This is a genomic window from Streptomyces sp. NBC_00510, assembly GCA_036013505.1.
Classification (GTDB): domain Bacteria; phylum Actinomycetota; class Actinomycetes; order Streptomycetales; family Streptomycetaceae; genus Actinacidiphila.
Map to the genome: position 1 here is coordinate 754,682 of CP107851.1, position 14,418 is coordinate 769,099.

Genomic DNA, 14,418 nt, shown 5'->3' on the forward strand with positions numbered 1-14,418 from the left:
AAGCGTGGGGGACCCTGGCAGTACCCCTCACGGCAAGGACTCCCCCGCCCCCGCCGGCCGGCGTTGCATGGTGTGTGCCCCGAGCCCCCGGGGCCCCGCCCCCAGGGGTGGACAGGACCGGAAGGACACACATCATGAGCAACCCGACCGAGACGGTGACGCAGAGCCCCGCAGGAGTCGTACGGGGGCTGTACGCCGCGCTGAGCAGGGGCGATGTGCCGGGCGTCCTGGAAAGGCTCGCCCCTGAGGTGATCGTCGACGAGCCGGACCAGCTCCCGTACGGCGGTGTGCACCAGGGCCGCGAGGTGTTCGTGCAGTCGGTCCTCGGCGCGATGATGGGCTACGCCGCCGTCGCCATCACCGCGGCCGAGGTGTACGAGGGGCCGGCCGGCGTCGTCGGCACGCTCACCGGAACGCTCACGGCGCACACCACCGGTGAGGAGTTCCCGTTGACCATGGTGGAGATCCACCAGGTCGAGGACGGTACGGTGCGCAAGATCGACGTCTACACCAAGAACCCCCAGGAACTCGCCGCGTTCTACGCGCGGGCCGAGGCGGGCATCCGCTGACGACCGTCCGGGGCGGTCGGCAAGACGTCCGTCCGGTCGTTAACCAGGGAGGGCGCCAGGCGCGACGCACTGGCGGGGAATCCCAGCGCCTTGGCGTCCCGCAGCCGGGGTCCGTAGGCGGCGGCGTCCCGGCTCGACACGAGCACGACCAGTGGAGGGTCGGCGAGCTCCGCCAGCCGCGCGGCGACGGTGATCCCGTCCTCGCCGGGCAGCCGTATGTCGAGCAGCACCAGGTACGGCTTCAGCAGTTGCGTACGTGCGACGGCCTCGGTCGCGTCGGCGGCCTCACCGACGACCTCGAAGTCCTCGGCCTCCAGGAGACCGCGCACGGCGGCGCGGAAACCCGCGTGATCGTCGACGACCAGCACGGTGGGGAACATCGCCCGATGGTCGCACGCGGCTGTGGCATCCGCATGGGTGCCAGCACCAATTCTCAGGGGTGTACGCGGTACTCGGTGATCAGGTAGTCGGCCTCGTCGTCCACGGAGTTCGTCTCCCAGTCGAGGTGGATCTCGGTGGGGTGTCCGTCGGGCGCGAACACCGCGTCCGCGACATCGGCCTTGTCCGCCCGGGCCTGCCGGAGTTCGGTGAGGAGGTCTCGCAGGGTCCGCACGTTCTGCGGCTCACCGGCGACGGTCCGCCGGGCCGGCTCGTCGAGACCGACCGCCTCGGCCACCTTCCCGTCCGCCACGGTGATCCGGTACTTGCCCAGGCCACCGCGCTCGCCGCCTTCGGAGAGCAGAGTGAAGGAGTACCGCGCCGGCTCGGCCCATCGGGGCACCGGGGCCGCTTCGGTTTCGGAGCCGCAGGCGGTCGCGGGGAGCGCGAGCGCTGATACCGCGATGAGCAGGAGTGCGTGAGGTCTTGGCATCGGCGTGCCCTTCCGTGGTCGGCTGTCGCTCCGACGCGACGGGCGGCGATCCGGTTCCGCGCCGAGGTGCGGCGCGGTACGGGTGTCGGCGCTGTGCCGGCTCAGTCCTCCATCAGAGCCTTTCCGTAGTTGGCCATGGAGCGGTTGTACCGCGGCAGATGCTCGGCCAGGGCGATCAGGACGAGGGACAGCCCTTCGCGCTCGCGGCCGAGGGAGGCGAGGCACAACGCGGTGACGGCATCGAGAGCGTCGTCGAGGTGGTCCGAGCCGCGGGCGCGCTCGGCCTGCAGCATCGCCAGGCCCGCGGCCGCGTCGCCCGTGTTGCGGAGGGAGCTGGACATCTGGATCACGGCGCGGCGGCGGTTCTCGCCGGTCAGACCGCCGCGTTCGAGCGCCTCGCGGTAGAGCGGGACGGCCGCACCGGAGTGGCCCCAGGAGTCGCGGGCGCAGGCCCTGTGGAACAGGCCGTCGGCATCTCCTTCGGGCAGTTCGGCCGCGAGAGCGTCGATCTGCGCGAGGAACGCGGCCTCCTCGTGGTCGTCGATGACGGCGAACAGCGCGGCCGCGCGGCGGTTGACCTCGGCGTGCCGGCCGCCCGGCTCGGCTTGGTCGGTGACGTCGTGCATGCCGTACTCCTCTGATTCCTCAGGTGGGTTCGACCGGACCCGGCCGAGGTGATCAATCCTGGCCAGGCGGTTAGGATCACCACCAGTGATTCGGTACCGGCCGAATCACCGTCCCCGGCGTACGACGCTCGGGACACGGAACCCACGGGGGGGTGGGCGTGGCCATCAGTCTCGGCTTCGGGCCGTCCGACCTGGCCCGCTGCCGGTTCGCCTACTCACCGGTCTTCGAGACCCTCGCCGCAGTGCGTGTCGCGACCGGACCGCAGGGCCCCGGGCCCGGGCCGCATCACCGTCGGTGGCTGAAGGAGGCCCTGCCCCGTCTGCACGCCGTCGACCTGCGGCCGCTCACTCTGCTGCAGCCACGTCGCGGCTACACCCCGGACTTCCTCTCCCTGCCCCCGCTCGCCTCCTCCCCGGACTTCGACGGCGAGCTCACCCGGATGGCAGCCACGCCCGCTTCCGTCGTGCGCCGCGAGATCGAGATGTCACTGCTCGACACCCCGGGTGCCCGGGCCGGCGAACTCGGACGGCTGCTGCTCGGCGACCCGGCCGACGTGCTCGGCCTCCTGACACAGCTGGTGCGCGCGGCATGGCAGGCGCTCGTCGAGCCGGTGTGGCCGCAGGTGCGGGCTGCGCTGGAGGCCGACATCGCCTACCGCTCGCGGCGACTGGCCGAAGGCGGTCTGGACGGCCTGTTCGCCGATCTCGACCGGACATTGCACTGGACCGGCGACACCCTCGTACGCGACCCCGGCGGCAACGAACACGTCGCGCTCGGCGGGCGTGGCGTGCTGCTCATGCCCAGCGTGTTCAAGTGGGACGAGGCGATCGTGATCACGCAGCCGCCCTGGCAGCCGACGGTCGCCTACCGAGCCCGGGGCCTGGGCAACCTCTGGCAGCCGACGCGTGAACTCCCCCCGAGCACCGCTCTGGCACGACTCATCGGGGGCACCCGCGCCACCTTGCTGACCGCACTCGACGAGCCGGCGTCGACGACACGGCTGGCGCAACGACACCAACTGGCGCCCGCCACGGTCTCCGAACACCTGAAGGTGCTGCGGGACAGCGGGCTGGTCGTCGGGGCGCGACACCGTCACGAGATCCGTTACCGGCGTACACGACTGGGGTCGGCGCTCGTCCACGGCGACGAATAGCCGATCAGCGCCGTTCGTCGTCACGCGCTCAACCCCTAGTAGTGCTTGGTCAGGTCGGCTGAGTTGTTGCGTGTCTTGTTGGGCTGGTCTGGCGTTGGGAAGGTGTGACTCCGGACGAAGTTGCTGTGGTGCGTGGTGGGTTGGAGGCGTTTGCGGCGGAGGTGTTCGAGCCGTTCGCGCGCAAGGATCAGCGCCGGTGGGGGCAGGTGTATCTGCGTGGTCTGATGACTGACGTGCGACGCAAGTCGGTCGAGCCGATGGCCGCCGGGCTGGGAGAGGACGGCAACCGGCAGGCGCTGGCCCACTTCATCACCACCAGCCCTTGGGATCCGGCTCATATCCGGGCTCGTCTGGCGTGGAAGATGGAATCGGTGATCCGGCCCACTGTGCTGGTCTTTGACGACACTGGTTTCCTGAAGGACGGAAACGCCTCGGCGTGTGTGTCGCGGCAGTACACCGGTACCGCCGGGAAGGTCACCAACTGCCAGGTGGGCGTCTCGCTCCATCTGGCCCGTGACCATGCCTCGGCGGCCGTGAACTGGCGGCTGTTCCTGCCCCCGTCCTGGGATCCGTCCTCGCCGAAGGCGGACCCGGACAAGGTCGCACGCCGCGCGGCCTGCGGCATCCCCGAGGACGTCGGCCATGTCGAGAAGTGGCAGCTGGCGCTGGACATGGCCGATGAGACCCGCTCGTGGGGGATCGATGTGCCGCTGGCGATCGCGGACGCCGGATACGGCGATGCCGCGGCTTTTCGGCTTGGCCTGAACGCGCGGGGCATGCACTACGTGGTGGGAATCTCCAGCACGCTGTCGGCCCAGCCGGGCGATGCGGCACCGGTCACCGAGGCGTACTGCGGGACCGGTCGGCCACCGGGGCTGAAATACCCCAAGCCTGCCCGTTCGGTGAAGGAACTGGTCATCGAGGCAGGCCGGACGGCGGCACGGCCGGTGCAGTGGCGTGAGGGATCGCGGCCCGGCACCGGCCGTTCAGGCGTCAAGCGGATCTACTCAAGGTTCGTTGTCTTGCGGATCCGGCCCGCCGGACGTGAGATCCGGCAGGCCACCGAGGGTGTCGAGCTGCCGGCGTGCTGGCTGCTGGCCGAGTGGCCCGCGGGTGAAAAGGAACCGGTCCAGTTCTGGCTGTCCGACCTGCCCGAGGACACCGCGTTGACCACCCTGGTCCGTCTCGCCAAGCTCCGCTGGCGCATCGAGCACGACTACCGGGAGATGAAGCAGGCCCTGGGCCTGGCGCACTTCGAGGGCCGGACCTGGAACGGCTGGCACCACCACGTCACCCTCGTCTCCGTCGCCCATGCGTTCTGCACCCTGCAGCGACTGGGGCGGGCCCCAAAAGACGCGGCGTCGGCCTAAGCCTCTACCAGGTCGTCCGTGACCTGCAGATCCTCCTCGCTACCTGGACCGGCGCCTGCCCCACTTGCCACCGCGACATACCCACCTCAATACCGACCTGACCAAGCACTACTAGCGCCGTCACCGATATGCTCGCGGGCGTGACGCATCAGGGATCGCCGGGTACGGGCGAGGGCCCGCCCACAACGGCTCGGCTGCGGGCCGTGCTGGCCCGCGCCGCTCGCGTCGAGATCGTCGAGGGACCGCCCGACCAGACCGGCTCCGCCGACCTTCCGCGACTCGTGGTGACCGGTGGCGAGATCGCCGACCTCGCCCAGGTGCTGTCCATCGTCGACGGTGGGACTGGCGACCGGTGTCTGTGCATCGGCTGGCCGACGATCCTGATTCACGACCCAAGCGGCAGACTGATCGCGCGCTGGTCCCTTCACCACCAGACCGGTCTCCGAGGGCTCGGTGATTGCGACGCCGACCTGCAGGACGGACCGGCACTCACCGCATGGCTGGCGGAGCGAGGCCTGACCGGATCACAAAGGGTCCAGGCCGAACTGGCCGTCCAGGAGAACAAGGCCGAGCAGCGCCGGATTCGGTGGATACACGCCGCGCCGGCAGGGCTGTCCCATGCCGCCGCGGACGTGGCCGAGGCACCGGGTGACGACCTTCTGGCCTGGTCAGGCCGACTGCGGGAGGCCGAGAAACGGCTCGTCACGCATACCCGCCGTCACTATCCCGACGCGATCGAACGGATTCGCGTCCTACTGGCCTGGGCGGGGATTCGGTCCAGGGAGTCCTCCGGCGGCTCCATGTGGTACGACATGGCGGTGCTACGCCAACTGCTGGCCGAGGATGCCGACATCCTGCTCGCCGCACTCACCGTGCGCCCTCCGGACCCGGCTCAGCTCGACGGTGCCGCCGAACTGTTCGGCTCACTTGAGTGGACGAACGCACACGGCCGGAAGCTTCCCGAGCCGCTGAAGTCGGTGTTGATCGGACACATCGAAGCCATCGGTACCGACGCGATGAGATTCCGGATGGACCACGGCACCTACGGTGCCCAACGGTCCGTTTGACGGCTTCCCGCGGTGACTTGCCGCGGCGTGGTCCGGAGTGAGCGGAGGATCAGCAGGCTCCGCGATGAATTGCGGGGCTTGCCGGACACAGAGGCCGATCGGGCCGGGTGAGAAACGGCTGGAAGCAGCGTGCCGAAATAGAAGCAGCGTGCCATCGCCCCCTATCTCCGGCCTGCGTGCCGCAATCGGGTACGAAAGAAAAGTGCAGTACTTCGTGAAGGTATCCTGCGCTCTCGCAGGGAACTCCCATATGGCCATTGACCTGCACATATGCAGTTCGCGGGCGCCAGGCGGGCGGAGCGTCGGAAGCGGCGTCTTCTCCATGGCGCAGGATTCCAGCGTTGACCGCCATTTGGCCCAGGCCTAATGTTCCGGCATGCCTGATCGCCTCCACCCCGCAATCGTTGATGATATGGACCGCCGCATCATCGCGGCGCTCCAGCTCAACGGCCGTGCCCCGTGGAGTGCGATCGCCCATTGGGCGGGCGCCAGCGAGACCACCGTGCAGCGCCGGTACCAGAGCCTGCGTGAGCGGGGGCTCGTCCGCGTCGTGGCGACGCTGGAACTCGACCGCACCATGTCCGGCTCGTCCATGCTCGTCCGTGTCCAGGCACGTCCGGGGAAGGGTCTGGAACTGGCGCGGTTGCTGGCCGAGTGCCCGGAGGTGCGTTTCCTGGCGGTGGTCACCGGCGCGGCGGACCTCATCGTGGATTTCGTCGCCCAGGACAACGACCAGTTGATGCGCCTGCTGTACACCGATCTGCCGGGCGCCCACCTGATCACGGGTACGGAGTGCGTCGCCGCCATCCGCAGCTTCACCTCTCCGGCCCACTGGGACACGGGCCTGCTGCCCCCGCAGGCCCGCGACGCGCTGCGTCCCGTAGCGCTGGCGGCGCCCTTCGAACGCACCGGGTGGGACGAGGCGCCACAAGCGCTCTCCGATCTGGAGCGGGAGGTCGCCGGGACCCTGTCCTTCGACGGGCGGCTGCAGATGAGCACGCTCGCACGGCAGTTGGGGCGCAGCGAGTCCAGTGTGTCCCGGGCCCTGGAACGGCTGGTCAACCGGGGGGTGCTGTACTTCCGCACCCTGGTCGACCCGGCGCTGCTGGGCTTCGAGGCCGAGTTCATGGTCTGGTTGTCGGTCGAGCCGGACCGGCTCGACGCGGCCGGACGGCAGCTCGCCCGCCATGCCGGGACGAAGTTCCTGTCCGCCGCCACCGGCAGGTTCAACCTGGTCGGGCACGTCGTCCTGCCGCACCGCACCGACGTGTTCCGCTACACGGCCGAGGTCGCAGGCGCCCTGCCCGGGCTGGTCGCCTCCGAGATCACCCTGCATCTGGCCACCCTCAAGCACGCCTGGACCAAGATGACGATCCCGGCCTGACCTGCTCGGGTCCGGGCTCCCGGCGGTCCGACCGCCGCTTCCCCCGCCAGGGCACGCCGCTGCGGCGTCGCTCCTCGCGGATCTCTTCCTCCTGTCGTTCCCGACGAAGTGGAGACCTCCATGCCCGAAACGGACAGCACCCCGCCCTCGGCGAGTTGGCGGTGGCCCGAAAGCGAATGGCGCCGGCACGTCGACGCGGTGCGTGCCGGACGGCGCCTCACCCCCGCCCAGTGGCCCGGCGGGGCGCGCGTCGCCGTTGCCGTGTCCTTCGATCCCGACCACGAGACGATCCCGCTGCGTGACGGTGAGACGAGCCCCGGCCGGCTCGCCCAGGGCGAGTACGGCGCTCGCGTGGGCGCGCCCCGCATCCTGGCGCTGCTGGAGAAGTACGGCGTGCCGGCGACGTTCTTCATGCCGGCCGTGTCCGCCCTGCTCCACCCGGAGGAGGCCGGTTCCTACACCCGGACCGGCCATGAGCTGGCCGTGCACGGCTGGATCCACGAACGCAACACACTTCTGTCGGCAGCCGACGAGCGCGCCCTGGTCGAGAGGTCCGTGGACACGCTGACCCGGCTGACGGGTCAGCGGCCGGTCGGTGTCCGCACCCCCTCCTGGGACTTCTCCCCGAGCACGCTGGAGACCCTTCTCGGCCTGGGGTTCACCTACGACTCCTCGTTGATGGCCGACGACGAGCCGTACGAGATCCTCGCAGCCGGGCAGCCCACGGGGCTGGTGGAGATCCCCGTCGACTGGATCCGCGACGACGCCCCCTATTTCACGATGGACCGCTACGGCTCCGTCCGGCCGTACACCCGTCCCCGCGACGTCCTGGAGATCTGGACGGACGAGTTCGACGCCGCCTACCGGGACGGCGGGGTCTTCCAGCTCACCCTGCACCCCCACGTGATCGGCCACCGTTCGCGCCTGGTCGTCCTGCGTGAACTGCTCGACCACATCGCAGCCCACCCCGGCGTCTGGTACGCCACCCACGCACAGCTGGCGGAAGCGGTGCGCCACGACATCCCGTCTCGCGGAACGGAGAGCAGAGCATGACCGCACAGCAGGACCGGACCGCCCCCACGGGCACCGAGCCCGCGGCCCGCCTGAACGCGCGTCAGGTGAAGGCCATCGCCGCGGGCGCCGTCGGCAACACCATCGAGTGGGTCGACTGGGCCCTCTACGCGATCTTCGCGAAGATCATCTCCACCGAGTTCTTCCCCTCCGGCGCCGACGACGTCGCCTTGCTGTCCACGCTGGCGATCTTCGCCGTCGGCTTCGTCATGCGCCCGGTCGGCGCCGCGGCACTCGGCGTCTACGCGGACCGCAACGGCCGCAAGAAGGGCCTGACGCTGACCGTGGGACTGATGGCGGGCGCGTCGTTCGTCATCGCCCTGACCCCGTCGTACGACAGCATCGGCGTCGCCGCCCCCCTCGTGCTCCTGCTGGCCCGGCTGGTCCAGGGGTTCTCCGCCGGAGGCGAGTTCGGGTCCTCCTCGGCGTTCCTGGTCGAATCCGGGGTCCGGGGCGGACGCGCGTTCGCCGGTTCCTGGCAGCAGGTGTCCGTCGGCGGTGGCGCACTGATCGCCTCGCTGCTCGGCACCGTGACGACGTCCACGCTCGACGACGCGGCCCTGCACTCCTGGGGCTGGCGGGTGGCCTTCGCCGTCGGCGGCCTGCTGGGACTGGCCGGCCTGTGGCTGAGGATCTCGGTCGAGGACACCGACTCCTTCCAGCGGGCCCACAGTGCGGGCCTCACCCGCTCGAACCCCCTGCGCATCATGGTCACCGAGCATCCCCGCGCGGCCCTGCGCGTCGCCGGCATCACCATCGCCGGCACCCTGACCTATTACATCTGGGTCAACTACCTCCCCACGTACGCCAACCTGACCACCGGCATACCCCTGAGCAAGGCACTGCTCTCGCAGAGCCTGTGCCTGGCCGTCTTCATCACCTTGCTGCCCCTGGTCGGCCGGCTGTCCGACCGCGTCGGCCGCAAGCCCACGCTGGCCGGATTCGCCGCCGGGTTCATCCTGCTGAGCTGGCCCCTGCTCCACTTCCTCGACGCCAGCTTCACCCGGCTGTTCCTGGTGCAGCTGACCGGCATGCTGCTGATCCTCGGCTACTCCGCCAACTGCGCCGTCATCATGGCCGAGCAGTTCCCTCCCGAGATCCGCGCCACCGGCATCGCCCTCCCGTACGCCCTGGCGGTGGCCCTCTTCGGCGGCACCGCTCCCTATGTGACCACCTGGATGCACGACCACCACTACGGCGGCTGGTTGTGGCTCTACGTCTCCGCCGCCTCGCTCGTCTCCCTCGTCGTCTACCTCACCATGCCCGAGACCAAGGACAAGGAGTTCGCCTGATGCCCCACGCCGTCATCACCGGCGCCACCGGCGGGATAGGGCAGGCGGTCGCCCGGCGGTTCGCGCAAGGAGGCTTCCGCCTGACGCTCGCTGACCTCCCGGGCGACGCCCTGGAGGACACCGCCGCAGGGCTGGGGGCCCATCCCGTTCCCGGGGACCTCACGCGGCCCGACACCGCCGGCGCCCTGATCGAAGGGGCCCGGGCGACCGGAGGTCCGATCGACGTCCTGGTCAACGCCGCCGGCGTCTACCCCTCCCTGGACATGGCCGACGTCACCGCGCGGACCTGGGACCGCTTGTTCGACCTGAACCTGCGAGCGCCGGTGCTGGCCACCGCCGCGTACGCGAGGCAGGCACGGCAGGACGGGGCCGGGGGCTGCGTCGTCAACATCTCTTCCGGATCGGCGCTGCGTTCCCGCCTCGGCGGCGGCCCCTACGCGACGTCGAAGGCCGCGCTGGAGATGGCCACACGCGCCGCCGCCCTGGAACTCGGTGCCGAGGGCATCCGCGTCAACGCCGTCAGCCCGGGATTCGTCCCGGTCGGCAGCAGCGTCAATCCCGTCTCCGCGGAGTACGCCGCCGCCATCTCGGTCAACCCGCTCGGACGTGCGGGAACCCCGTCCGACATCGCCGAGGCCGTCTACTGGCTCAGCACCCCGGAGGCCTCCTGGATCACCGGAGAGGTCCTGCGGGTGGACGGCGGCTCCAGCGCGGGAACCCTGCACCTGCCCCGCATCCAGGAGGGACGCACCGCATGACCGACGGCACCTACACCGTGGTCGGGGGCGGCGCCATCGGCGGCATCCTCGCCCACCGCCTGGTCCGGGCGGGACAGCGCGTCCGGCTCGTCGACACCGATCGTGCTCACGTCGAGGCCATCCGCGCGCACGGTCTCGCGCTGGCCCGTGACGGGAGGGAACCCGAGGTCGCGCACGTCGAAGCGCTGCTGCCGGAGGAGTACGAGGGCCCGCTGCACCACGTGCTGCTGGCCGTGAAGGCACAGGCGACCGACACGGCACTCGACTGGATCACCCCGCGCCTCGGCCCGGACGGATGGATCGCCTCCCTGCAGAACGGGTTCAACGAGGATCGCATCGCCGAGCGGGTGGGACCGGACCGGACGATCGCCGCCTTCATCAACGTCTTCGCCGACGTCACCGAACCCGGCGTGGTGCGCGACGGCGGCACCGGCGCCCTCGTCGTGGGCGAGATGCGCGGCAGGCCGGTCTCCGGGCGGGTCCGCCAGCTGGTGGCCCACCTCTCGGTGGGTGCCGACGCGGTGGCCAGCGACAACGTGGACGGCTACCTCTGGGCCAAAGCGGGCTTCGGCGCCATGCTGGCCGCCACGGCGCTGGCCGACGCGCCGATGGCGGACCTGATCGACCGGCACACCACGGTCATGGCCGCGGTCGCCGCGGAGGTCTTCGCGGTCGCCGACACCCTCGGCGTCACCCTGGAACCCTTCGACGCCTTCGACCCCGACGCCTTCCGCGCCGGCGCGGCACCGCAGCGGCGACGCGCCGCGGCGGACCGGCTGACGCGGTGGCTGCGCACCCAGCCCAAGAACCGCAGCGGCATCTGGCGCGACCTGGCCGTCCGTGGCCGTCCCGTCGAGGTGACCACGCACTACGCCGACGTGTTCGCCCGGGCCGACCGGCACGGCATCCCCACACCGGTGCTGCGCGCGGTGGTCGACGGCCTGAAGGAGCTCGAGAGGGACCCCGCCACCATGTCCGAGGAGCGGCTCGAAGCCCTGCGGCCCCTGGCCGCCAGAGGTCCGGACGCGACCCGGCCCCCCGTGCAGGACCTGCCGCACCTGCCCGCGGCCGGCCCCGAGGACGCCGAGCGCATCCGGTCGTGGCTCGCCGGCCGGCACGAGGAGATCGTGGCGGACCTGGCCGCCTACACCGGGCTGGAGAGCCCCAGCGACGACAAGGGCCTCCTCGGCGCGTGCCTCGACTGGCTGCGGCGGTGGCTCGACGAGCGCCTGGGGACCGACTGCGAACAGGAAGTCCTGCGCCGCCCGGACGCGGGCGACATCCTGATCCGCCGCCACGCCGGCACCGGGGGCGCCCCCGTACTGCTCCTCGCGCACTACGACACCGTCTGGCCCGCGGGCACCCTGGCGGCACGCCCCTTCCACGTCGACGGTGACCGCATCACCGGGCCCGGCGTCTTCGACATGAAAGCCGGCCTCGTCCAGGCCGTCTGGGCGCTGAAGGCCCTGGACGCCCTCGGCCTGCCCCGGCCGGCCGTCACCCTGCTCCTCAACGGTGACGAGGAGACCGGGAGCCGGGCCTCGCGGGACGTCCTCGTCGACGAGGCCCGGAACAGCCGCGCCACCCTGGTCTTCGAGGCGTCCGCCCCCGGCGGAGCCCTGAAGACGGCACGCAAGGGCGTCGGCCTGTTCCGCGTCACCGTCACCGGGGAGGAAGCGCACGCCGGTCTGGACCCGGAGCGCGGAGCCAGCGCGGTGGACGAACTGGCCCGCCAGATCCTGGATCTCGCCGGTCTGCGGAACCACGACGCCGGCACAAGCCTCAACGTCGGCGTCGTCACCGGCGGCACCCGGCCCAACGTCACCGCCGGCCACGCGGTCGCCGACCTCGACGTCCGCGTCTCCACGCAGGCCGAGGCGCAGCGCATCACCGCGGCCCTGGACGGCCTGCGGCCCCACGATCCCCGCACCACCGTCACCGTCACCGGCGGCTGGAACCGGCCGGTCTTCACCCGCACCGCCGACGTGGCCGCCCTGGCAGGACTGGCACGGCGCTGCGCCGGGCTGCTCGGCGAGCGGCTCGACGAGGCGGGTGTCGGGGGCGCGAGCGACGGCAACCTCGCCGCAGCCGCGGGCAGCCCCGTCCTGGACGGACTGGGCGCGGTCGGAGACGGCGCCCACGCCGTGTCCGAATACGTCGACGCCGGCCGAATCATGCCGCGCGCGGCGCTTTCCGCGCTGATCCTCACGTCCTTCGCCTGAAAGACGCGGCAGCACCACCGCGAACGTGTGTGGGCGCCGCCATGGCGGCGCCCACACGTATTCGTCATGGGGAGGGCATTGGTGGATTTCCCCTCCCGCACCTCATTTCCCACTGTTCTCACGCATTGAGGAGACACCTTCGTGAGCACGCTCTTCGAGCCCCTCACCCTCCGGTCGCTGACCATTCCGAACCGGATCTGGATGGCCGCGATGTGCCAGTACAGCGCCGCGCCGGACGGCGAGCAGGCGGGCGTGCCGAACGACTGGCACTTCACGCACCTGGCGGCCCGGGCCACCGGCGGCACCGGACTGATCATCACCGAGGCCACCGCGGTCACCCCCGAGGGCCGCATCAGCCCGTACGACCTCGGCATATGGAACAACACCCAGGTCGAGGCCTTCCGGCGGATCACCGCCTTCCTGACGTCCCAGGGCACCGTGCCCGGCATCCAGCTCGCCCACGCCGGCCGCAAGGCCTCCACCGAACGCACCTGGGTCGACCGCGGCGCCCCCATCACCCCCGACACCCAGCACGGCTGGACACCCGTCGCACCGAGCGCGACCGCCTTCAAGGAGGGCGCGACGACTCCCGAAGAGCTCTCGGCCGAGGAAATCGCCGCTGTCGTCGAGGCGTTCGCCGACGCCGCCCGGCGGGCCCTGGACGCCGGTTTCGAGGTCGCCGAAGTCCACGGAGCACACGGCTACCTGATCCACCAGTTCCTGTCCCCGCACAGCAACCGCCGCACCGACGCCTACGGCGGCGACTTCGCCGGCCGCACCCGCTTCGCCCTGGAGGTCGTCGACGCCGTCCGCGAGGTCTGGCCTGCCGGCCTGCCGGTCTTCTTCCGGGTCTCCGCCACCGACTGGCTGCAGGAGAACGACGACGCGCGCGACGGGTGGACCGCGGAGGAGACCGTCCGCCTCGCCAAGGAGCTCCGCTCCCGTGGCGTCGACCTCCTCGACGTCTCCACCGGAGGGAACGTGCCCGACGTGAACATCCCGGTCGGCCCCGACTACCAGGTGCCCTACGCGCAACGCGTGCGCGAGGGGGCCGGCATGCCCGTGGCCGCCGTCGGCATGATCACCGAGCCCGGCCAGGCGCAGGCCATCGTCGGCTCCGGGGGTGTGGACGCCGTCCTCCTCGGCCGCGAGCTGCTGCGCGACCCGTACTGGGCGCGCCACGCGGCCACGGCACTGGGCGGGCAGGTCACCACCCCCGTCCAGTACCACCGCGCTTAGCTTCGGCGGCGCGGCGGCAGGAGGCCCCGGGGCGTCCACTGCGGTGAGGCGGGCAACGCAGTCCGGCCGGCAGGTGTATCCCTGCCGGCCGGGCCGTCGTGCCAGTGCGGGTCTCAGCCGTTGGACGCGGCCTCGAACTGACGGCGGACGCTCTCCGAGATGCGGCCGCGGTCGCTGATCTCCACGCCGTTCGACTTCGCCCAGGCGCGCACGGCAGCATTGTCGGCGCCGACCTGCGTCCGCTGCTGCGGCACTCCCCTGCCACGGCTGCGCGACTGCTTGCGGGCAGCCTTCTGGAACGGAGCGAGCGCATCGCGCAACGCAGCCGCATTGTCGTCGCTGAGGTCGATCTCGTACTCACGCCCGTCGAGGCCGAAGTTCACCGTCTCGTGAGCGGTACCGCCGTCGATGTCATCGACCAGGAGAGTCTGCACGCGCTGCGCCATTTTTCTTGTTCCTTTCCCGAACAACCAACGTGACCCTACACGCAATCGGGATAGGTGACCTTGGCGAGTTGCGTGACGGTTGTTGATGCGTTTGGAAGACGCAGTCCTCGGCTGGTCGGCGTCATTTCCGATCCGCTCGGCAGCCGGAAGTGCCGAGGGGCACGTTCCTGTGAATCCGGAAGGCCCGCGGGATCGGACATCCCTCGGCGACGGGCCGGGCGAAGGCCGGTCGTTCGAGACAGCACGTGCGCCCGCCGCGTTCACCGCCCGCAAGGTAAGGGGCGAAATATTGGTGAGCATGCGGTCGGCCGATGCCGTTGCCGCACCGTACCCGACAAATCCCGGCGGG

14 protein-coding genes are annotated in these 14,418 nt (G+C 70.9%); 10 read left to right on the plus strand and 4 right to left on the minus strand.

The annotated features are described in order from the left end of the window. The first annotated feature begins 134 nt into the window (after positions 1 to 134). Positions 135 to 569: a nuclear transport factor 2 family protein gene (locus OG937_03450; GenBank protein WUD70798.1), complete on the plus strand. Its 435-nt coding sequence runs from the start codon at positions 135 to 137 to the stop codon at positions 567 to 569. Here the strand turns inward: OG937_03450 and OG937_03455 are convergent. The 3 genes from OG937_03455 to OG937_03465 all read right to left on the minus strand — a co-directional run bounded on the left by OG937_03455 (position 539) and on the right by OG937_03465 (position 2,066). Further along, positions 539 to 949: a response regulator transcription factor gene (locus OG937_03455; GenBank protein WUD70799.1), complete on the minus strand. Its 411-nt coding sequence runs from the start codon at positions 947 to 949 to the stop codon at positions 539 to 541. The genes OG937_03450 and OG937_03455 overlap by 31 nt on opposite strands. A 53-nt stretch (positions 950 to 1,002) precedes the next feature. Then, the gene (locus tag OG937_03460; protein WUD70800.1) at positions 1,003 to 1,440 is read right to left on the minus strand and encodes a DUF6174 domain-containing protein; all 438 of its coding nucleotides are present in this window, start codon (positions 1,438 to 1,440) and stop codon (positions 1,003 to 1,005) included. 101 nt (positions 1,441 to 1,541) lie between these two features. Further along, positions 1,542 to 2,066, minus strand: coding sequence for a tetratricopeptide repeat protein (locus tag OG937_03465; GenBank protein ID WUD70801.1), 525 nt, complete (start codon positions 2,064 to 2,066; stop codon positions 1,542 to 1,544). 158 nt (positions 2,067 to 2,224) lie between these two features. On the opposite strand from OG937_03465, the gene OG937_03470 reads away from it, so the two are divergent. The 9 genes from OG937_03470 (at position 2,225) to OG937_03510 (ending at position 13,623) form a co-directional block, all read left to right on the plus strand. Continuing rightward, positions 2,225 to 3,220 (plus strand): winged helix-turn-helix domain-containing protein, encoded by a 996-nt coding sequence (locus OG937_03470; GenBank protein WUD70802.1) that lies wholly within the window; start codon positions 2,225 to 2,227, stop codon positions 3,218 to 3,220. A 104-nt stretch (positions 3,221 to 3,324) separates the two neighbouring features. After that, on the plus strand, positions 3,325 to 4,590 hold the full coding sequence (locus OG937_03475; protein WUD70803.1) for an IS701 family transposase: 1,266 nt from the start codon (positions 3,325 to 3,327) through the stop codon (positions 4,588 to 4,590). A gap of 140 nt (positions 4,591 to 4,730) precedes the next feature. Then, a complete protein-coding gene (locus OG937_03480; GenBank protein WUD70804.1) occupies positions 4,731 to 5,657 on the plus strand; it encodes a hypothetical protein in 927 nt (308 codons plus the stop codon). A 400-nt stretch (positions 5,658 to 6,057) separates the two neighbouring features. Continuing rightward, on the plus strand, positions 6,058 to 7,041 hold the full coding sequence (locus OG937_03485) for an Lrp/AsnC family transcriptional regulator (protein ID WUD78617.1): 984 nt from the start codon (positions 6,058 to 6,060) through the stop codon (positions 7,039 to 7,041). A 120-nt stretch (positions 7,042 to 7,161) separates the two neighbouring features. Beyond that, the gene (locus OG937_03490; GenBank protein ID WUD70805.1) at positions 7,162 to 8,094 is read left to right on the plus strand and encodes a polysaccharide deacetylase; all 933 of its coding nucleotides are present in this window, start codon (positions 7,162 to 7,164) and stop codon (positions 8,092 to 8,094) included. After that, positions 8,091 to 9,404 carry an MFS transporter gene (locus OG937_03495; protein ID WUD70806.1) on the plus strand — a complete coding sequence of 438 codons (1,314 nt, stop codon included), beginning with the start codon at positions 8,091 to 8,093 and terminating at the stop codon, positions 9,402 to 9,404. The genes OG937_03490 and OG937_03495 overlap by 4 nt, the downstream gene beginning before the upstream one ends. Further along, positions 9,404 to 10,162 carry an SDR family oxidoreductase gene (locus OG937_03500; protein WUD70807.1) on the plus strand — a complete coding sequence of 253 codons (759 nt, stop codon included), beginning with the start codon at positions 9,404 to 9,406 and terminating at the stop codon, positions 10,160 to 10,162. Before OG937_03495 ends, OG937_03500 begins: the two co-directional genes overlap by 1 nt. Further along, on the plus strand, positions 10,159 to 12,384 hold the full coding sequence (locus OG937_03505) for a 2-dehydropantoate 2-reductase (protein WUD70808.1): 2,226 nt from the start codon (positions 10,159 to 10,161) through the stop codon (positions 12,382 to 12,384). The genes OG937_03500 and OG937_03505 overlap by 4 nt, the downstream gene beginning before the upstream one ends. Positions 12,385 to 12,525: 141 nt before the next feature. After that, positions 12,526 to 13,623: an NADH:flavin oxidoreductase/NADH oxidase gene (locus OG937_03510; protein WUD70809.1), complete on the plus strand. Its 1,098-nt coding sequence runs from the start codon at positions 12,526 to 12,528 to the stop codon at positions 13,621 to 13,623. A gap of 113 nt (positions 13,624 to 13,736) precedes the next feature. Here the strand turns inward: OG937_03510 and OG937_03515 are convergent, their stop codons facing one another. Further along, on the minus strand, positions 13,737 to 14,069 hold the full coding sequence (locus tag OG937_03515) for an Lsr2 family protein (GenBank protein ID WUD70810.1): 333 nt from the start codon (positions 14,067 to 14,069) through the stop codon (positions 13,737 to 13,739). Positions 14,070 to 14,418 lie beyond the last annotated feature (349 nt).